Here is a 17,688-nt window from a genome sequence, read left to right as displayed (position 1 = left end):
GCCGTGCACACGACTATACGGATGTCCTACACGCTTGTCTATGACGGATGTATAGATCCTTGGGAAGGGCTCAGTCGCGCCCCAGGACCACCGTCCCCGAGGAGCAGAACCAGCCGCCCGTGCCCGAGGCGACGGCCAGCTCCGGCAATCCGCCCCCGGCCTTGCGCACCTGCCGTCCCGTCGCCTCACCGCGCAGCTGGCGCACCGCCTCGACCAGCAGGAACAGCCCCCGCATCCCGGGATGGCAGGCCGACAGGCCGCCCCCGTCGGTGTTCACCGGCAGCCCGCCGGTCAGCGTCAGCCGGCCCTTCTCGACGAACGGCCCGCCCTCGCCCTTCGCGCAGAAGCCCAGGTCCTCCAGGGTCACCAGGGTCATGTAGGTGAAGGCGTCGTAGATCTCGGCGAGGTCGATGTCCTCGGGGCGCACCCCGGCCCGCTCGAAGGCGAGCCGGCCGCTCACCGCCGCCGGGGAGACCGTGAAGTCGTCCCACTCCGACATCGTGGTGTGCGAGACGTACTCACCGGTCCCGAGGATCCACACCGGGTCCTTCGCCGTGTCCGGCACGTACTCCTCCGCCGCCAGCAGCACCGCGCAGCCGCCGTCGCTGCGGATGCAGCAGTGCAGCTTGGTGAACGGATCGGCGATCACCGGTCCGTCCAGGACGTCGTCCACGGTGATCGGGTCGCGGAACATCGCGTCCGGGTTGAGGGCGGCGTTCGCCCGCGCCTGGACGGCGACCTCGGCGAGCTGCTCCAGGGTCGTGCCGTACTCGTGCATGTGGCGGCGCGCGGCCATCGCGTACTTGGAGACGAGGGTGTGGCCGTAGGGCACCTCGAACTGCAGCGGTCCGCGTCCGCCGAAGGAGAGGTTCGACGTGCGGCGCCCGGCCCGGATGTCCGCGCGGGCCGTCGAGCCGTAGACGAGGAGGACGGCGTTGGCGTGGCCCGCGGCGATGGCGTCGGCGGCATGGGCGGCCAGCACCTCCCAGGTGGCGCCGCCCACGGCGGTCGAGTCGACCCAGCGGGGCCGGAGCCCCAGATACTCGGCGACCTCGACGGGGGCGAGGGTGCCCAGGCCCGCCGAGCCGAGACCGTCGATCACCGAGCGGTCGAGCCCGCTGTCGGCGAGGGCGCGGCGGGCGGCCTGGGCGTGCAGGGCGTGCGGGGTGGCCTCGTCGACGCGGCCACAGTCCGAGAGCGATATGCCGACGACGGCGACTCTGCGCCGGTTGCGCGGGGTGGCAGGCATGAATCTGACGGTACATCAGATAGGGTCGCGCGTATGCCGAGAAGTGCCGCTGAAGATGTCGACGAGTACCTCGCCGAGGTCGTCGAGCCCGACCGGCTCACGGTCCTCGTGCGGCTGCGCGAGCTGTGCCGCACGGAACTGCACGGCTACGAGGAGGTGATGGCCTACGGCATGCCCGCCTACCGTCTCCCCGGCGGCGAGCCCGAGATCGCCTTCGCCAACCAGAAGCACTACCTCTCCTTCTATCTGATGCGCCCCGACGTGCGCGAAGGCTTCGAGGACCGGCTCTCGGACCAGGACATGGGCAAGGGCTGCCTGCGGTTCCGCCGTACGGAGACCGTCGACTTCGCTCTCGTGCGGGATCTGCTGCGGGCGACGGCGGCCGGCCCCGGCCAGGTCTGCTGAGGCTCGCACCCCCCGACCCCTGGGCATCCGACCCGGCCCGCTCTAACATGACGGCCCGTCAGATACGGAGGGGAGCTCCATGGACGCCGCCTTCACCGCAGAGCAGGACGAGATCCGCCGCACCCTGCGCGAACTGCTCGCCAAACGGTCCGGGCCCGCCGAGGTCCGCGCGGCGGTCGCCACCGCCGACGGTTACGACCCCGAGCTGTGGGCCCAGCTCTCCGCGCAGCTCGGCCTGCCCGGACTCGCCCTGCCCGAGACCCACGGCGGAGTCGGCTGCTCCCTCGCCGAACTCGCCCTCGCGTGCGAGGAGACCGGCCGGGTCCTGCTGCCCTCACCCCTGCTCGCCACCGCCGCGCTGGCCGCGCCCCTGATCGACCGGCTCGGCACGGACAGCCAGCGCACCACGCTGCTCCCCCGGATCGCGGCCGGCTCGCTCACCGCCACGCTCGCGGTGCCCGGGGGGTACCTCGCCACCGCCCTCGGCCTCACCGACGACACCACGGACGGCCAGTGGGCCGGTGGCGGCAGGGCCGGAGGCGTACAGGCGCGGCCGTCCGGGGACGGCTGGCAGCTGTACGGGGAGGCCGCGCAGGTCATCGACGGGCACAGCGCCGGGCTGCTGCTGGTCGCCGCGCACACGGGTGGCTTCGCCCGTGCCCGGACCCTGCTCTTCCTCGTACGGGCCGGGGCGCCGGGCCTGTCCCGCGTACGGCTCACCTCGCTGGACGAGACCCGCTCGCTCGCCCGCCTCGAACTGCGCGACTGTGCGGCCGAGTTGCTCGGGCTGGACGGCGTGGACGTGACCCGGGCGCTCGCCGCCACCGGCCGGGGAGCCGCCGCCGTCCTCGCCGCCGAGGCCGTCGGCGCGGCAGCGGCGGCCCTGGAGCGGACCGTCGACTACGTCCGGTCCCGCGAGCAGTTCGGCCGGCCCATCGGCTCCTTCCAGGCGGTCAAGCACCGGCTGGCAGATCTGTACGTCCACGTCCAGGCGGCCCGCTCGGCGGCGTACTACGCGGCCTGGGACCCGTCCGCGGGCGGCCTCGCGCTCGCCCAGGGCCTGGAGGCGCTGCGCACCGTCGCCGGGGAGGCGATCCAGCTCCACGGCGGCATCGGCTTCACCTGGGAACACGAGGCGCACCTCTACTTCAAACGGGCGGCCGCCGACGAGCTGCTGTTCGGTCCCGTCCACCGGCTGCGCGCCCGCGCGGCCGAGGAAGCCGGACTGTTCACCCCGCGAAAGGCGGCCGCCTGATGCCTCCCGGAGTCCGCCTCATGCAGAAGGTGTCCTCGACGCGCACGTTCGCCAGGATCGCTCCCTACTTCATCCCGGCGATGGACCGCACGGTGCACCGGCTGACGCGGGGCAAGGTGATGCTCAGCGCGCGGATGCTGCCGGGTGTGGTGCTCACGGCACGCGGTGCGAAGTCGGGGCAGCCCCGCCGTACGCCCCTGGCCTGCATGCCGGAGAAGGACGGGAGCTGGATCCTGATCGGCTCCAACTTCGGGCGCGAGGGGCATCCGGCGTGGACCGGGAACCTGCTCAAGCACCCGGACGCCGAGGTGAGCTGGCGGGGTGAGGACATACCCGTGAGGGCGCGGCTGCTCACGGGGCAGGAGCGGGCGACCGCATGGCGGGAGGTGCTGAGGTTCTGGCCGCCGTACGCCACGTATCAGGCGCGGGTGGAGCGGGAGATCCGGCTGTTCCGGCTGACCCGGCGATAGAGCCTGTTCCTCGGAGCGTGCCGGTCTTTGGACATGGGAAAGCCGACGGCGGTCGGCATCGCGCGGGACCGCCGTCGGCGTGACAGGACGTGCGGAGGGGACGAAGAACGTTACTTCGTCGGCTTCTTGCCCGTGATTCCCAGATGGACCAGCAGGGAGAGATTGGGCTTGAGTTCGGTCTGCTTGACGCCCCAGGCCTGGAAGCCCTTCTGATGCGAGGCGACCGCGGCCAGCATCGCGACCAGCGAGCCGGCCATCGCCGCGGGGCTGACGTCCTTGTCGACCTTGCCCTTGGCCTGGAGCTCCTTCACCGCGTCCGTAAGGGAGTTGGTGACGGAGTTCAGGATCTTCATGCGGATCTTGTAGAACCGCTTGTCGCCCTCAGCGGCCCCCAGATCCACCACCCGGAGGATGGCGTCGTTGCGGCGCCAGAAGTCCAGGAATCCTTCGACCAGCTCCTCCGCGGTCTGCCAGCCGGCCTTGCCGACCCAGGAGCGGCCGGAGACCAGTTCGGTCAACCCGGCGCCCTCCTTGGCCATTTCCTCGGCCACTTCGAGGACAGCGCCCTCGACGTCGGGGAAGTACTGGTAGAAGGTCGCGGGTGAAGTCCCCGCCTTCCGGGCCACGTCGATGACTTTGACGTCCCGGTACGGCGAGGAGCTGAGCATCTCGCTGAGGCAGTCGAGCAGCTTCTGCCGCGTCGCCTGGCCGCGTCGGCCTGCCACGCGGCCGTCGACGGTGCGTACTTGTCCTGTCATGCCGTCAGCTTACCGAGGGGTGATCGGCGCGCGATTCGGCCGACTGCAAATGGGGTGTGGTCCTCCTCCCACCCCCGGGCGGCCCCGGCGACGGCCCTCCGGGCGCCGGCGTCAACCGTCGGCGTCGCGGGGGTGCCACTCAATAGGATTATTAACAGCCTGTGGACAACTTCGGTGGACAAGCCATGGGAATCCCGGGCCCCAGACCGAAAAGTGCCTGTTTGTTCGATTCTGTTCTCTGTGTGGGTCGTGTGGCGCCGCTAGCTTGACCGTGACGGGCACCACACGGGCCGTACCAGGGAAGGAACCGCCCATGGCCGCATTCGCAGAGGGCACACCGTGCTGGGTGGACGCGCAGCTCCCCGACCTCGAGGCGGGCAAGCGCTTCTACGGTGAGCTCTTCGGATGGACGTTCGGTGACGACCCCGACGCGGACCACGGGCACTACACCACCGCCCTCCGCGAGGGGAAGCGTGTCGCCGCCCTGGTCCCCAAACGGGACGGCCGCCTTCCCACCACCTGGAACGTCTACCTCGCCACCCCTGACGCGGCCACGCTCGGCGACCGCATCGAGGAAGCCGGAGGCCGGGTGGTGCTGACCCCCTTCCCAGTCGGCCCCCTCGGCCTCATGGCACTCGCCGCGGACCCGGGCGGAGCGGTCTTCGGGCTCTGGCAGCCCGGCACCCACAGCGGCTTCGAGCTGCAGAACAAGCCCGGCTCCTTCTGCTGGGCCGAGGTCTACACACGGGAGAAGGAAGCCGTCGACGCCTTCTACGAATCGGTCTTCGGCTATGAGGTGAGGGACATCGCGGCCGAGGGGGAGAGCGAACCCATCGACTTCCGCGTCTGGTCCCCGGCGGGCAGCGCCAACGGCGACGACCAGGCGATCGGCGGCCGGAGCGTGATCAACTCGGCGTTCCCGGCCGAGATGCCCAGCCACTTCCTCGTCTACTTCGCCGTCGAGAACTGCGATGCCACGGCGGAAACGGCCGTCCGGCTCGGCGGCCGGGTCACCGAGCCGCCCTTCGACACGCCGTACGGGCGGATCGCGGCGCTCATGGACAACCAGGGCGCGGCCTTCGCGGTCCTCGCCGAGCCGGTGACACCCGCCCAGCCGTTCCGGCCGGCCGCCGCTCTCGGCGCCCAGCCGCCCAAGACCCCGGATGCCAAGGCCCCCGCCGCCGAGGCCCCGGTCGCCAAAGCCCCGCCGGCCGGGGGCGCGGAGGCCGCCGTGACCGCCGACCCCGCCCGGTCCCTGGAGGCTCAGGGCGGTAAGGGGTCCGACGAGTGATATGAGCTGAGACACCCCGATCCGCCCCCGGGTTCGCCACCGCCGCCTCCGGCAGGAACAATCAGGGGCGCGGGGCCGTACCCTCATGGCCCTACGGGGAGGTGGCAGGCAAGTGGAGCAGCTGACGCAGCACGACCCGAGGCGGATCGGACCGTTCGAGGTGCTGGGCCGGCTCGGTGCCGGCGGCATGGGTCTGGTCTATCTCGCGCGGTCGGCGTCCGGCCGGCGTGTGGCGATCAAGACCGTACGGACCGAGCTCGCCGAGGACCAGCTGTTCCGCGTCCGCTTCACGCGTGAGGTCGAGGCCGCGCGGGCGGTCTCCGGCTTCTACACGGCGGCCGTGGTCGACGCCGATCCGCGCGCGGCGGTTCCGTGGCTCGCGACCGCCTACGTCCCGGCTCCCTCCCTCGAAGAAATAGTGAATGAGTGCGGGCCCATGCCCGCCCAGGCCGTCCGCTGGCTCGCGGCCGGTGTCGCCGAGGCCCTCCAGTCCATTCACGGCGCGGGCCTCGTCCACCGCGACCTCAAGCCGTCGAACGTGCTCGTGGTCGAGGACGGGCCGCGCGTCATCGACTTCGGTATCGCCTCCGGTGTCTCCAACACCCGGCTGACCATGACCAACGTCGCCGTCGGCACTCCCGCGTACATGTCCCCGGAGCAGGCGCGCGACTCGCGCAGCGTCACCGGCGCCAGCGATGTCTTCTCGCTCGGCTCCATGCTGGTGTTCGCCGCGACCGGGCACGCCCCCTTCCACGGCGCGAACCCCGTCGAGACCGTCTTCATGCTGCTGCGCGAGGGCCCCGACCTGGAGGGGCTCCCGGACGAGCTCAGGCCGCTCATCGACGCCTGTATGCAGATGGACGTCTCCCTGCGGCCGACCCCCGCCGACCTCCAGGCGCAGCTCGCCCCGCACCTGTTCGGTTCGGGCAACGACGACAGCGGCACCGCGTCCGCGTGGCTGCCGTCGCGGGCCACGGCGATGATCGAGCAGCGCCGGGGCGGTGGCCGGGTCCCGGCGCCCGCACCCGCCGCGCCGCCGACTCCGCCGCCCGCGCCGCCGCGCCCTCCCCGGCGCGCGCCGGACTGGGACGCGGCCTGGCGCGGCGGTGAGGACCCCCGTACCGGCCAGGCGTCCCCCGGCCCCGCCCGGGGCCCCGGGCGGCACGCGGGGCCCGGATCGCCCTCGGAGGCCGGGCCCGTCCGGCTGCCGGGCGCGGCCGTGCCCATCGGCCCCGGCCCCCGGGTCGCCGACACCCGCGCCGCGATCGTCGCCGACACCGGCCCCGCGACCGGCTGGATCCGCCGTCCGGGTGGTGGCCCGAACGGCGCGGAGCCGGGGCCGACGGCCGGCACCCGGCCCCTCCCGTCGCCCGCGTCCGCGCCCACGGCGGAGGGACAGCCGCCCGCCCAGGCCGAGCCGGGGCACTGGCGCCCCTGGCGGTTCCGTATGTCGAACGACGTGTGGGGCACGCCCGTCGTCGACGGCGACCTCCTCTACGTCACCTCCTTCGAGGTGCACGCCCTGGACGTGGCGAGCGGCCGGCGCCAGTTCAAGACCCGGGACGTCGCCTGGTCGATGGCGGTCGCGGGCGGCCGCGTCCACGCCTCCGACGGGCCCACGCTGTACGCCCTCGACGCCACCGACGGCAGCGAACGCTGGCGTCTGCGGACCGACGCCTGGGTGTACTCGCTCAAGGTCGACCGGGGCACCGTCGTCACCGGCACGCGCGGCGGCGGCGTCCAGGGCTGGGAGGCCTCCAACGGCGCCAAGCTCTGGGAGATCAGCGGCGCGCAGACCGACTTCGAGACCCCCGAGGCCGGACCGGCCGTCCACGGCGACACCGTCTACGTCTGGCGCGACGCACGCCTCCAGGCGCTGGACGCCCGTACGGGCACCGAGCGCTGGTCGTACCCCGTCGGTGACGCGGCGTCCTGCGGCAACGTCCCGGTCCGGGTGGCCCCGGCGGAGGACGGCTGCGTGTACGTCTCGGCCGGTACGCGCGTGCTGTCCATCGACATCGTGAGCGGGCTCGTCCGCTGGCGCTTCGAGGCGCCCGCGGTGTTCCTGTGTGCCCCGGCGTTCGCTCCCGGGCCCGCCGTCACCGGCGGCGGGGTCTACCTCGCCGACTACCTGGGCACCGTCTACGCGCTCGACGCGACCACAGGCAAGGACCGGTGGCGCATCGCCACCGAGGGCCGGCAGTCCGTCGAACCCGTCCTTGTCGTCAACGGCAACGTCCACGTCGGCAGCGGCAGCGCGCTGTACACGCTCGACGCGGTCACCGGCACGCCCAAGTGGCGCTTCGCGGCCGGCGGAGACCTCATCGGCACACCGGTGGTCGCGGACGGCCGGGTGCACTTCGGCTCGGCGGACCATGTGCTGTACACGCTGGACGCGAGTGGCGGACAGCTGCGGTGGAAGCTGGCGACGGGCGGCGAGATCACGGGGTCGCCGGTGGCCAGGGGCGGCGTGGTGTACGCGTGCAGCAAGGACCGGTGCGTGTACGCGCTGGACGCGGTGAAGGGGACGGCGACGCGCGCCTGACCTCTACGGCGCGCTGTCGCTCAGGCGGTCACGCGGGCCGGCCGGGCCCCGGCGGCCCACCGTGGCGGCGGTCGTCCGGCCAGTCGTCCCCCTGGTCCCGCGGCGGGCCGTCCCACGCCCTGGTCTCCTGGGAGGGGTCGCCCTGCGTCGGGTAGGCCGAGGTGGGGCGTTCCCCGGCACGGTCGTCCGGGTAGGCGCGCTCGTCGGGGTAGCGGTCGTCCGGGTAGGCGCGGTCATCGGGGTACGCGCGCTCGTCCGGGTACGCGCGGTCGTCGGGGTGCGCACGGTCCCCGGCGTACGCCGGCTCCGGTTCCGTACGGCGTGTACGCCGGCGGCCCGACATGATCGCCGCGCCCAGAAGCAGGAGCAGTCCGCCGCCGAGGGCGAGCCCGACGCCCGAACCCAGCCCGTCGCTGTCGTCGCCGCCGGCCGTGAGGCTGCCCGCCTCCTGGCCCTGCTGGACCATCCACAGGATGGTGAAGCCGAGCACGATGACGCCGGCGAGCGCCACCAGGAGACGCGAGCGGAAGACCAGCCCGAGCAGGGTGATCACAGCGGCCACCACGAACGGCAGCAGGACCGAGATCCACAGGTCCGACTTGGTGTCCGTGATACCGCCGAACAGGTCCTCGATGCGGTAGTCCCGCCCGTGACGGCCGTCGTACCAGGCTCGGAAGGGGCTCCAGACGGCGGCCGTCGCTCCGGCGAGAGCGGCGATGGAGCCGAGGACGTTGCGTATCATCGTCGGCCTCCTTGGGGTCGGCTCTCGATCACGACGCTACGCCGGGTGGGTACGCCCCGCCACGCGGCGGCTCGTTAAGGTGGCGCGCGACAACCGCGGTGGAGTGGCAGGGGGAGTGGCATGGTGGGTCGGCGTCCGAGGTTCGCGGCGGTGCTCGTGGTGGTGGTGCTCGCGCTGACCGGGTTCCAGACCTCGACCGGAGGCAAGAGCGGCGGCCGGGGCAAGAGCAAGAGCGGCAGCAGTCGCAGCAGCAGCAGCGGTGGCGGTTGCTCCAGCTCGAAGAAGGGCAACGGCGGCTACCGCGACTACGACAACGACAACGACGACGACTACGGCTCCTCGTCCGGCGGTTCGTCGAGTGGCTCGTCCACCGGTGAGCCGACGCCCACGCCCACCTCGACCTCCCTTCTCGACGTCGTGATCAGCGAGTGCGTGGACGCCAAGCAGCGCAGGCGCAAGGGCAAGAAGACCAGGACGGCCGCCGGCGACACCTCAGCGACCGTCCGGCTCACCTCGCGCTACTCGGTCCGCCACACGTACCGGGTCACGGTGAACTTCACCGGTCTCAGTGGCTCCTCCATCGACTCCGGGCAGGCCGAGGTGGTCGTCGAGCCGGGCGTCACCACGTCCGTGGAGGTGGGCATGAAGAACCCCAAGAGCGTGAGCCGGGTCAAGAAGTGCGTGCTGGGCCGGGTCGAGCTGAGGGACTGAGCGGTCCCGTTGCGCTGTTAGGGTGACGTGCGCCCGTCAACACGGGCCTCCGAACTTTTGACACTTTCAACGGGGGTTGAAGAGTGAAGCTTCGTCATGTCCGCGCGGTCGCCGTCTTCGGTATCGCTGTGTTCGCGCTCACCGGAGCCCGCGGCTCGCACGGCGGAAGCTGTTCCGGTTCGAGCTCCGGCGGCTCCAGCAGCCACAGCCGCGACGACAACGACAGCACCACCGGCGGCACCACCGGCTCCGTGACAGGTGGTTCCAGCAGTGCCCGCAAGGCGGAGCGCGATGTGCGGATCGACGACTGCCTCATCTCGGCCGACAAGCTCACGGTGAAGGTCACCATCACCAACAGCGACGCCCTGGCGTACAAGTACGACGTCAGCGTCCAGTTCAAGGGCGAGGTCGGCGGTCCCAGCGCCGACGTCGCGTTCGCCACGGTGGACGACCTGCTCGTGCCGGGCAACGGCTCGCAGTCGACCGAGGCCTCCACGCCGTACACCGGCAAGGGCGACGGCTCCGAGTACAAGAAGTGCCTCGTGGTCAGCGCGAGCCGGGTCGTGTCGAGCTAACGCAGCCGGAAGCCCGCCCCGCCCCGTCCTGAGAACAGCTGCGCCTGCCGCTCCGGCGGCAGGTTCCCGAGCGCGATCAGGTGCGGGGCGTGCGCGAGGGCCTGGGCCCTGGCCGCCTCCTTCGCCGACCACACCGCCCGGACCGTGCCCTGCACGGCCTCGGTCGGGCAGGCGGCGATGACGGCGGCGGCCCGGCGGGCCGCGTGCGCCGCCTCACCCGGGTCGGTCAGCTCGGAGACCAGCCCGGTCTCGTACGCCCGCCGCGCCGAGACCCGTTCGGCCGTGCCCATCAGGGACATACGGGCGACCTCGCCGAACGGCATCCGCTGGGCCATGGAGATGGCCTCGTACGCGCTGACCATGCCGTAGGTGGTGTGCGGGTCGAAGAAGGTCGCCTCCTGGGAGGCGACGACGAACTCGGACTCGCCCAGCAGATAGAACGCGCCGCCGCAGGCCATCCCCTCCACGGCCGCGACGACCGGCTTCCACAGGTCGTTCGCCTTGGGGCCGATGGCGATCAAAGGGTCGTCGATCGTGTACGGCGAGGACGGCTGCGGGACCTCGGCGCCCCGGTCGATGCCGGTGCAGAAGGCCTTCCCGCCGGCGCCCGTGAGGACGACGGCCCGTACCGTGTCGTCGTACCTGAACTCCCGCCATACATCGGCCAGTCGGGCCGCCATGTCGAGCGTGAGGGCGTTGTGCCGCTCGGGGCGGTCGAGAGTGACGAGCGCAACCCCCGACTCCTTGTCCGTCTCGACGCGGATGCTCATGAGCGCTCCAGCAGCCAGCGCGGAACCGCCATGCCGTCGATCTCGGTGAAGGCGACCCTGACGCCGGCGCCGATGCGCAGCCGGTCCGGGTCCACCGAGTTCAGCGGGGCGTCGGGCGCGGCGACGACATTGCCGACGAGCCGGATCCGGGGGTCCTCGACGAGCTCGACGACGACCGCGTTGTACGGGGCCTGCGCCGCGTAGTCGGGGAGCAGCGGCGGATGCGGCAGGACGTACGACCAGATGCGGCCCCGGCCGCTCATCCTGCGCCATTCGCTGTCGAAGGACTGGCAGTGCGGGCAGCAGGGGCGGGGCGGGAAGCGCGGCTCGTCGCAGGCCACGCACGCCTGAACGCGCAGCTCGCCCTGTGCGGCGTACTCCCAGAAGGGCGCGCCGTCCTCGTCGGTGACGGGTGTGAGCATCTCAACTCCTCAGCAGTACGGCCGATGTGGGCACGCCCTCGCCGGCGGTGACCAGACAGGTCGCGGCGTCCGGGACCTGGGCGGTGCTGGTGCCGCGCAGCTGCTTCACGCCCTCGTTGATGAGGTTGAAGCCGTGGACGTACGCCTCGGAGAGCCCGCCGCCACCCGTGTTGAGGGGCAGCCGGCCGCCGATCTCCAGCGCCCCGCCCTCGGTGAAGGCGGCGCCTTCTCCTCGTCCGCAGAAGCCGTAGCCCTCCAGGGAGAGCGGGATGAGGGGGGTGAAGGCGTCGTAGATCTGGGCGACGTCGATGTCCTCGGGGGTGAGGTCGGCGTTCTTCCACAGGTGCCGCGCGGCGGTCCAGGCGGGGCCGGTGAGCGGGTCGTCGTTCCAGTAGTTGACCATGCCGTGGTGCTGGGCGGGCAGGCCCTGGGCGGCGGAGTGGATGTAGACGGGCTTCTGGCGGCAGTCGCGTGCGCGCTCGGCGGAGACGATGACGCAGGCCAGCGCGCCGTCGGTCTCCAGGCAGTTGTCGAAGAGGCAGAGCGGCTCGCTGATCCAGCGGGCGGTCATGTACATCTCGCGGGTCAGGGGCCGCTCGTACATGATCGCGGCGGGATTCTGGTTGGCACGGTTGCGGCAGGCGAGGGCGACGTTGAAGAGATGGTCGCGGGTGGCGCCGTACTCGTGCATGTAGCGCCGGGCGAGCATCCCGATCTCGTCGGAGGGGCGCAGCAGTCCGAAGGGCCGGGTCCACTGGCCGGGAGTGGGAAGCTGGACGGCGGTGTTCTTCCAGGGTCTCGGTCCGCTGCCGCGCTTGCGGGAGCGCCAGGCGACGCCGACGCTCGCCTGGCCGGCGGCGACGGCGGCGGCGAGATGGGCGAGGGTGGCGCAGGAACCGCCGCCGCCGTAGCCGACCTTGGAGAAGAAGGTGACGTCGCCGGCGCCGATGGACTTGGCCACCTCGACCTCGTCCGTCTCCTCCATCGTGTACGAGGCGAAGGCGTCGACCTCGGACGGTGCGATGCCGGCGTCGTCCAGGGCGGCGAGGATGGCGCGGCAGGCCAGGGTCTTCTCGGGTTCGGGGAGTTGCTTGGCAAAGGCGGTCTGTCCGATGCCGACGATGGCTGTCCTGTCCTTGAGCACTGCAACCTCCCCGATCGCGAGCTGCTGACAGCGCGTCAGGCTACAGCTAATCTGACGGATAGTCAGCTACTGCGTCTGGGTGGAAGGACTGGGGATGCGCGGCGACCTGGAGTGGGGCTCGATACCGACGTTGGTGCGGTCGGCGGCCGAGCGGTACGGAAGCCGGGAGGCGGTCGTCGAGGGCCGGATCCGGGTGTCGTACGAGGAGCTGGGCGACCGCGTCGAACGGGCGGCGGCGGCCTGCATGGCGTCGGGCGTCCGGGCCGGGGACCGGGTCGCGATCTGGGCACCCAACACCCTCGACTGGATCGTCTCCGCCCTGGGCGCGGTGTCGGCGGGCGCGGTCCTCGTCCCGCTGAACACCCGCTTCAAGGGGGCGGAGGCGGCGTACGTCCTCCAGCGCTCCCGGGCGAAGCTGCTCTTCGTCACCGGCACGTTCCTCGGCACCTCGTACGTCGCCTCGCTGCGCCGGGCCGACGTGGAACTCCCGCACCTGGAACAGGTGGTGGTGCTCGCGGACTCCGCCCCCGAGGACTACCGCACCTGGAAGGACTTCCTGGCCGGGGGAGAGGGGGTGAGCGGGGAGGAGGTCCGGACGAGGGCCGATTCCGTCCTGCCCTCCTCCCCCTCCGACATCATCTTCACGTCGGGTACCACGGGCGCCCCGAAGGGGGCCGTGATCACACACGCGCAGACGCTGCGGTGCTACGACGTCTGGTCGGAGCTGGCCGGCCTGCGGGAGGGCGACCGCTACCTCATCGTGAACCCGTTCTTCCACACGTTCGGCTACAAGGCCGGGATCATCGCCTGCCTGATGCGGGGCGCGGTGATGGTGCCGCAGCCGGTCTTCAACGTGGACACGGTCCTCGCGAACATCGCGTCGGAGCGCATCTCGGTCCTTCCCGGCCCCCCGACGCTCCACCAGTCACTCCTGGACCACCCGGCCCGCTCCGCGCACGACCTCTCGGCCCTGCGGCTGGTGGTCACCGGCGCGGCGGTCGTGCCCCTCCAGCTCGTCGAGCGCCTCCGCTCCGAGCTGGGCATCGCCACCGTCCTGACGGCGTACGGCCTGTCCGAGGCGAGCGGCATCGTCACGATGTGCCGCCAGGGCGACCCCGCGGACGTCATCGCCGCCACGTCGGGCCGCGCGATCCCGGACACCGAGATCCGTGTCGAGAACGGAGAGGTCCTCGTCCGCGGCCACCACGTGATGCGGGGCTACTTCGAGGACCCGGAGGAGACGGCGAAGGTCCTGGACGCGGACGGCTGGCTCCACACGGGAGACGTGGGCGTGCTCGACGACGCGGGGAACCTGCGGATCACCGACCGGATCAAGGACATGTTCATCGTCGGCGGCTTCAACGCGTACCCGGCGGAGATCGAACAACTCCTGGGCCTCCACCCCGACATCGCCGACATCGCGGTCATCGGCGTCCCGGACGCCCGGCTGGGCGAGGTGGGCAAGGCGTACGCGGTCCGGCGGCCGGGCTCGACCCTGACGGCGGACGACCTGATCGCGTGGGCGCGGCGGGAGATGGCGAACTACAAGGTCCCGAGGGAGGTGGAGTTCGTACCGGAGCTGCCGCGGAACGCGAGCGGGAAGGTACTGAAGGGCGAACTCAGGGCGGTCAGCCGGTCACGGTGACGTGCACGTTCGCGGGGCCGGCCGTGGGCGTGGTGACGTGGACGTTCGCCAGCGCCGGGGCCGCGGAGCCCGTGACGAGGGCCGCGGCGACGAGCGCACCGAGGATCAGCTGCCTGGCGCGGGTCATGCGGGCCTCCGCGGGGATGGATCGATTCCGGACATGACTGACCCTAGGCGCTCGTTGGTCGGATGATCGATGGTTGCCCTGGCTTCCGGACAACTTATGGCTCGTTACACGCCGCGGCCGCGACGGCTCCCCCTCCGCGCCGCCGCGGCCGCACCCCGTGCGTGAAGGTCTACTTGGCGGGTTCCGTCGTCACGTGGATGTTGGCCGGCGCGACCTCACCCTCGGGCTCGCCCGTGACGTGGATGTTCTTGATACCGATCTTCTCGGCGATCGCGTCGCCACCCTCGCCACCGGTGACGTGGATGTTCTTCGTCTCGATGCCGCCCTCGCCACCGCCGGTGACGTGGATGTTGGTCGGCTTGACGATCGGGTCGGTGGTGTTCTCGTCGGCCATGGTGGTCAACTCCCATGAGTAGTCGCTGCGGTGGTCTGCGAGGCCCGCCCGGCTGTTCCCCCGTGGACGGCCGGACGGGCCTCAGTGCAGGGCCGCTCACCCTATTGCGTCGGAGCGACGGCCTTACCGTTGACCCGTCTGCCCCCCGACGCGACGGATCGATGAGTAAGAGAATGCCGGGCGGCGATAAACGAACGATGAACGCCCGCTGCCGGGGCCTCAGGCCGCCGCGGCCGGGGAGAGGAGCGCCCGTACGTCGGACGCCTCCGGTGAGCCCAGCACGTCGTAGATGCCGAGCGCCTCGCGCCAGCAGACCTCCGCGCGGCCGAGCTGCCCGATGCCGTGCAGAGCGCGGCCCAGGACCGTGAGGACGTTCCCGCGCCGCCACTCGCCCCCGATGCCCCTGAGTACGGTCAACGCCATCTCGGCGTTCAGCGCGGCCTGGGCGAACCGCTGGGTGGCGACGTCGACCTCCGCGAGCCGGAAGAGCGTCATGCCCTCCCACAGCCGCTGACGGCTGTCACGGAAGACGGCGAGGGCCGCCTGCAGACTGTCCGCGGCCTCCGGCAGCTGCCCTGCGCGGGTGAGGGCCACGCCCATGGCGTACCGGCCGTTCGCGCCCTTGAGGGCATGGCCCATCCCGTCGTACATCTCCGTGCCCTGGAGGGCGAGGGTGACCGCGCTGGCGGTGCGCCCGGTGAGGAGGTGGATGCGGGACAGGTTGCAGAGCGCGCTGGCCTCGCCGGGGCGGTCCTCGCAGTCGCGGAAGGCGTCGATGGCGCGGCTGAGATAGCCCTCGCCCTCCTCGTAGCGATTGCGGTAGACCGCCATCACTCCCAGCGTGTTGGCGGCCCAGCAGTACGGGAGCGGATCGCCGACCGTCTCGGCCAGGCCCATGGCCTCCCGTGCCTCCTCGTCCGCCTGGTCGAAGCGGCCCGACACATGGTGGACGTACGCCAGTGTCAGCGCGGCCCGGCCCTCCGCCCGGGTGTCGCCCGCTTCCCTCGCCGCGTCCCGCAGACCGGCCGCCGCCGCTTCGTACTCCTTCGAGTTCGCGCCCGACTCCGCCAGGTCCAGGGACGCCCACAGCAGGTCCACCGACCGGCGCAGGGTCGTCTCGCCCGTCGACTGACGGACACATGCCAGGAGGCAGTTGGCCTCCGCGTACAGCCAGTCCTGGGCCGCGTGGCGGTCGGTGAAGACCGGGCCGTCGTACCGCGTGGGCTCCAGGTGGTCCACCAGGCGGTCGCCGGGGCGTTCGATCGCGTAGCCGCGCGAGGCCGTCGACAGGTAGAAGTCCAGCAGCCGGGAGAGGGCCAGTTCCCGCTCGACCGGCGGCTGTTCGTCGCGCTCCGCGCAGGCGCGGGCGTAGAGGCGGACGAGGTCGTGGTAGCGGTAGCGGCCCGGGGCGGCGGACTCCAGGAGGGAGGTGTCGACCAGGGCCTCCAGAAGGTCCTCCGCCTCCTGGAGGGGCAGGCCCAGGACCGCGGCCGCGGCCGCCAGGGAGATGTCGGGTCCGTCGGCGAGGCCGAGGAGGCGGAAGGCGCGGGCCTGCTGGGGCTCCAGCTGGCCGTAGCCCAGCTCGAAGGTGGCCTTGACCGCCAGGTCGCCGGCCTGCAGCTCGTCGAGTCGGCGGCGCTCGTCCGCGAGCTTCGCGGCCAGGACCGAGACGGTCCAGGTGCGGCGCGCGGCCAGCCGGGAGGCGGCGATACGGATGGCGAGGGGCAGGAAACCGCAGGCGGCGACCACGTCGAGGGCCGCTTCCCGCTCGGCCTGGACCCGCTCCCTGCCGACGATCTTCGTGAAGAGCTGGAGGGCCTCCTCGGGCGACATCACGTCCAGATCGACGAGGTGCGCGCCGGCCAGATCGACCATGCGGGTGCGGCTGGTGACCAGGGCGGCGCAGCCGGCCGTGCCGGGGAGCAGCGGCCGGATCTGCGCGGCGTCGCGCGCGTTGTCGAGCAGGACGAGGATGCGCCGGCCGTCGAGGGTGGAGCGGTACAGCGCGGCCCGTTCGTCGAGGCCGTCCGGGATGGCCGTGTCGGGGGTGCCGAGGGCGCGCAGGAAGGAGCCGAGGACCGTCTCGGGCTCGGCGGACCGCGCTCCGGCGCCCTGGAGGTCGATGTAGAGCTGGCCGTCGGGGAAGTGCGGGCGGGCGGCGTGCGCGACGTGCACGGCGAGCGTCGTCTTGCCGACCCCGCCGATGCCGGCCAGCGCGGAGACGGCCATGACCGAGCCCTCGGCGGTGGCGAGCCGGTCGCCGAGCTCCCGCACGAACGCGGCGCGGCCGGTGAAGTCGGAGACGGTCGCCGGCAGCTGGGCGGGCCGGGCCGGCGCGGGGGCGGAGGTGGTCTCCTCGACCGGTCGGGCCAGCTCCGCGTCCGCCTGGAGGATCCGCTGCTGCAGCCGGGAGAGCTCGGGGCGCGGGTCGACACCCAGCTCGTCGGCGAGGAGGCGGCGGGTGTCGGCGTAGACGGCGAGGGCCTCGGCCTGCCTGCCACTGCGGTACAGGGCGAGCATGAGGAGCTCACGGAGACGCTCGCGCAGCGGGTGGGCGGCGGTGAGCGCGGTCAGCTCGGACACGGCCTCCGCGTGGCAGCCGACCTCCAGGTCCAGGTCGAGGCGGGTCTCCAGGAGCTGGAGGCGCCACTCCTCCAGCCGGGCGCGCTGGGTCTCGGCGTACGGTCCGGGCACCGAGGCGAGGGGCTCGCCGTCCCAGAGGCCGAGCGACTTGTTGATCAGCGAGCGGGCGCCCGAGCGGTCGCCGGCGGCCCGGAGCTTCTCCGCCTCGGCGGCCAGCTCCTGGGCGGCGTTGAGGTCCAGGGAGTCGGCCCGGGTGCGGATCGCGTACCCGCCGGACTCGCTGACCAGCACGCCCGGGTCCAGGATCTTGCGCAGCCGGGACGCGTAGGTGCGCACGGCCGCCAGCGCCTGGGAGGGCGGCTCCTCGCCCCAGATCGCGTCGATCAGCTCGGAGGCGGTCGCGGTGCGTCCGTCGCGCAACAGCAGCGCGGCCAGCAGGGCGCGCTGCTGCGGGGAGCCGGAGGGCAGCGCTTCGCCGTCGCGCCACGCGCGCACCGGACCGAGCACGCCGAACCGCAGGTCGCTGCCCGTATCGCTGTGACCTGTCAGCGGAGCACGCTGCTCCGGCACTCGTGGCCCGTTGTCACGGTCCATAGCTCCCC

17 protein-coding genes are annotated in these 17,688 nt (G+C 72.3%); 8 read left to right on the top strand and 9 right to left on the bottom strand.

What is annotated here, in order from left to right:
• Positions 1–70: 70 nt before the first annotated feature.
• Positions 71–1,249 carry a thiolase C-terminal domain-containing protein gene (locus ACZ7J0_RS21060; RefSeq protein WP_470889469.1) on the bottom strand — a complete coding sequence of 393 codons (1,179 nt, stop codon included), beginning with the start codon at positions 1,247–1,249 and terminating at the stop codon, positions 71–73.
• 33 nt (positions 1,250–1,282) lie between these two features.
• Here ACZ7J0_RS21060 and ACZ7J0_RS21055 point away from each other — a divergent pair, with 33 nt between their 5' ends.
• The 3 genes from ACZ7J0_RS21055 (at position 1,283) to ACZ7J0_RS21045 (ending at position 3,379) form a co-directional block, all read left to right on the top strand.
• Positions 1,283–1,654: an iron chaperone gene (locus ACZ7J0_RS21055; RefSeq protein ID WP_470889467.1), complete on the top strand. Its 372-nt coding sequence runs from the start codon at positions 1,283–1,285 to the stop codon at positions 1,652–1,654.
• Between the two features lie 79 nt (positions 1,655–1,733).
• A complete protein-coding gene (locus tag ACZ7J0_RS21050) occupies positions 1,734–2,909 on the top strand; it encodes an acyl-CoA dehydrogenase family protein (protein WP_470889465.1) in 1,176 nt (391 codons plus the stop codon).
• Positions 2,909–3,379 (top strand): nitroreductase family deazaflavin-dependent oxidoreductase, encoded by a 471-nt coding sequence (locus tag ACZ7J0_RS21045; protein WP_470889463.1) that lies wholly within the window; start codon positions 2,909–2,911, stop codon positions 3,377–3,379. The genes ACZ7J0_RS21050 and ACZ7J0_RS21045 overlap by 1 nt, the downstream gene beginning before the upstream one ends.
• Positions 3,380–3,489: 110 nt before the next feature.
• On the opposite strand, the gene ACZ7J0_RS21040 is transcribed toward ACZ7J0_RS21045, so the two are convergent.
• The gene (locus ACZ7J0_RS21040; protein WP_470889461.1) at positions 3,490–4,137 is read right to left on the bottom strand and encodes a TetR family transcriptional regulator; all 648 of its coding nucleotides are present in this window, start codon (positions 4,135–4,137) and stop codon (positions 3,490–3,492) included.
• A gap of 313 nt (positions 4,138–4,450) precedes the next feature.
• Here ACZ7J0_RS21040 and ACZ7J0_RS21035 point away from each other — a divergent pair, with 313 nt between their 5' ends.
• Positions 4,451–5,428, top strand: coding sequence for a VOC family protein (locus ACZ7J0_RS21035; RefSeq protein WP_470889459.1), 978 nt, complete (start codon positions 4,451–4,453; stop codon positions 5,426–5,428).
• Between the two features lie 85 nt (positions 5,429–5,513).
• Complete coding sequence (gene afsK, locus ACZ7J0_RS21030) at positions 5,514–7,973, top strand: protein serine/threonine kinase AfsK (RefSeq protein ID WP_470889457.1); 2,460 nt, start codon at positions 5,514–5,516, stop codon at positions 7,971–7,973.
• A gap of 28 nt (positions 7,974–8,001) precedes the next feature.
• Here afsK and ACZ7J0_RS21025 read toward each other — a convergent pair whose 3' ends face one another.
• Positions 8,002–8,715: a hypothetical protein gene (locus ACZ7J0_RS21025; protein WP_470889455.1), complete on the bottom strand. Its 714-nt coding sequence runs from the start codon at positions 8,713–8,715 to the stop codon at positions 8,002–8,004.
• A gap of 120 nt (positions 8,716–8,835) precedes the next feature.
• Between ACZ7J0_RS21025 and ACZ7J0_RS21020 the strand changes: the two genes are divergently transcribed.
• Complete coding sequence (locus ACZ7J0_RS21020) at positions 8,836–9,426, top strand: hypothetical protein (RefSeq protein ID WP_470889453.1); 591 nt, start codon at positions 8,836–8,838, stop codon at positions 9,424–9,426.
• Positions 9,427–9,509: 83 nt separating this feature from the next.
• Positions 9,510–10,001, top strand: a complete 492-nt coding sequence (locus ACZ7J0_RS21015; RefSeq protein ID WP_470889451.1) for a hypothetical protein — start codon at positions 9,510–9,512, stop codon at positions 9,999–10,001.
• Here the strand turns inward: ACZ7J0_RS21015 and ACZ7J0_RS21010 are convergent.
• Genes ACZ7J0_RS21010 through ACZ7J0_RS21000 form a run of 3 tightly spaced genes read right to left on the bottom strand, consistent with a single transcriptional unit; the run spans position 9,998 to position 12,337 of the window.
• Positions 9,998–10,771 carry an enoyl-CoA hydratase/isomerase family protein gene (locus ACZ7J0_RS21010; RefSeq protein WP_470889449.1) on the bottom strand — a complete coding sequence of 258 codons (774 nt, stop codon included), beginning with the start codon at positions 10,769–10,771 and terminating at the stop codon, positions 9,998–10,000. The genes ACZ7J0_RS21015 and ACZ7J0_RS21010 overlap by 4 nt on opposite strands.
• Positions 10,768–11,193: a Zn-ribbon domain-containing OB-fold protein gene (locus tag ACZ7J0_RS21005; protein WP_470889447.1), complete on the bottom strand. Its 426-nt coding sequence runs from the start codon at positions 11,191–11,193 to the stop codon at positions 10,768–10,770. The genes ACZ7J0_RS21010 and ACZ7J0_RS21005 overlap by 4 nt, the downstream gene beginning before the upstream one ends.
• Position 11,194: 1 nt before the next feature.
• Positions 11,195–12,337, bottom strand: coding sequence for a lipid-transfer protein (locus ACZ7J0_RS21000; protein WP_470889445.1), 1,143 nt, complete (start codon positions 12,335–12,337; stop codon positions 11,195–11,197).
• 94 nt (positions 12,338–12,431) lie between these two features.
• Here ACZ7J0_RS21000 and ACZ7J0_RS20995 point away from each other — a divergent pair, with 94 nt between their 5' ends.
• Complete coding sequence (locus ACZ7J0_RS20995; protein ID WP_470889443.1) at positions 12,432–13,982, top strand: FadD3 family acyl-CoA ligase; 1,551 nt, start codon at positions 12,432–12,434, stop codon at positions 13,980–13,982.
• Here ACZ7J0_RS20995 and ACZ7J0_RS20990 read toward each other — a convergent pair.
• The 3 genes from ACZ7J0_RS20990 to afsR all read right to left on the bottom strand — a co-directional run bounded on the left by ACZ7J0_RS20990 (position 13,966) and on the right by afsR (position 17,680).
• Positions 13,966–14,109, bottom strand: a complete 144-nt coding sequence (locus ACZ7J0_RS20990) for a hypothetical protein (protein ID WP_470889441.1) — start codon at positions 14,107–14,109, stop codon at positions 13,966–13,968. The genes ACZ7J0_RS20995 and ACZ7J0_RS20990 overlap by 17 nt on opposite strands.
• Before the next feature lie 169 nt (positions 14,110–14,278).
• Entirely contained in the window at positions 14,279–14,503 is a 225-nt protein-coding gene (locus tag ACZ7J0_RS20985) for a hypothetical protein (RefSeq protein WP_468710541.1), read from the bottom strand.
• A gap of 219 nt (positions 14,504–14,722) precedes the next feature.
• Positions 14,723–17,680: an SARP-family global regulator AfsR gene (gene afsR / locus ACZ7J0_RS20980; RefSeq protein WP_470889439.1), complete on the bottom strand. Its 2,958-nt coding sequence runs from the start codon at positions 17,678–17,680 to the stop codon at positions 14,723–14,725.
• Positions 17,681–17,688: the final 8 nt, after the last annotated feature.

The organism is Streptomyces sp. NPDC038280 (genome assembly GCF_055600045.1).
The sequence above is the reverse complement of the archived record's forward strand: the minus strand, read 5'-3'. Positions and strand labels throughout refer to the sequence as shown.

Excerpts from the sequence above, each read along its gene's own strand:
- ACZ7J0_RS21005 (WP_470889447.1), bottom strand. The coding sequence starts at position 11,193 with ATGCTCACACCCGTCACCGACGAGGACGGCGCGCCCTTCTGGGAGTAC.
- ACZ7J0_RS21040 (WP_470889461.1), bottom strand. The coding sequence starts at position 4,137 with ATGACAGGACAAGTACGCACCGTCGACGGCCGCGTGGCAGGCCGACGC.
- ACZ7J0_RS21050 (WP_470889465.1), top strand. The coding sequence starts at position 1,734 with ATGGACGCCGCCTTCACCGCAGAGCAGGACGAGATCCGCCGCACCCTG.
- afsK (WP_470889457.1), top strand. The coding sequence starts at position 5,514 with ATGGCCCTACGGGGAGGTGGCAGGCAAGTGGAGCAGCTGACGCAGCAC.
- ACZ7J0_RS21045 (WP_470889463.1), top strand. The coding sequence starts at position 2,909 with ATGCCTCCCGGAGTCCGCCTCATGCAGAAGGTGTCCTCGACGCGCACG.
- ACZ7J0_RS20985 (WP_468710541.1), bottom strand. The coding sequence starts at position 14,503 with ATGGCCGACGAGAACACCACCGACCCGATCGTCAAGCCGACCAACATC.
- ACZ7J0_RS20995 (WP_470889443.1), top strand. The coding sequence starts at position 12,432 with ATGCGCGGCGACCTGGAGTGGGGCTCGATACCGACGTTGGTGCGGTCG.
- afsR (WP_470889439.1), bottom strand. The coding sequence starts at position 17,680 with ATGGACCGTGACAACGGGCCACGAGTGCCGGAGCAGCGTGCTCCGCTG.
- ACZ7J0_RS21010 (WP_470889449.1), bottom strand. The coding sequence starts at position 10,771 with ATGAGCATCCGCGTCGAGACGGACAAGGAGTCGGGGGTTGCGCTCGTC.
- ACZ7J0_RS21055 (WP_470889467.1), top strand. The coding sequence starts at position 1,283 with ATGCCGAGAAGTGCCGCTGAAGATGTCGACGAGTACCTCGCCGAGGTC.
- ACZ7J0_RS21060 (WP_470889469.1), bottom strand. The coding sequence starts at position 1,249 with ATGCCTGCCACCCCGCGCAACCGGCGCAGAGTCGCCGTCGTCGGCATA.
- ACZ7J0_RS21035 (WP_470889459.1), top strand. The coding sequence starts at position 4,451 with ATGGCCGCATTCGCAGAGGGCACACCGTGCTGGGTGGACGCGCAGCTC.
- ACZ7J0_RS20990 (WP_470889441.1), bottom strand. The coding sequence starts at position 14,109 with ATGACCCGCGCCAGGCAGCTGATCCTCGGTGCGCTCGTCGCCGCGGCC.
- ACZ7J0_RS21020 (WP_470889453.1), top strand. The coding sequence starts at position 8,836 with ATGGTGGGTCGGCGTCCGAGGTTCGCGGCGGTGCTCGTGGTGGTGGTG.
- ACZ7J0_RS21025 (WP_470889455.1), bottom strand. The coding sequence starts at position 8,715 with ATGATACGCAACGTCCTCGGCTCCATCGCCGCTCTCGCCGGAGCGACG.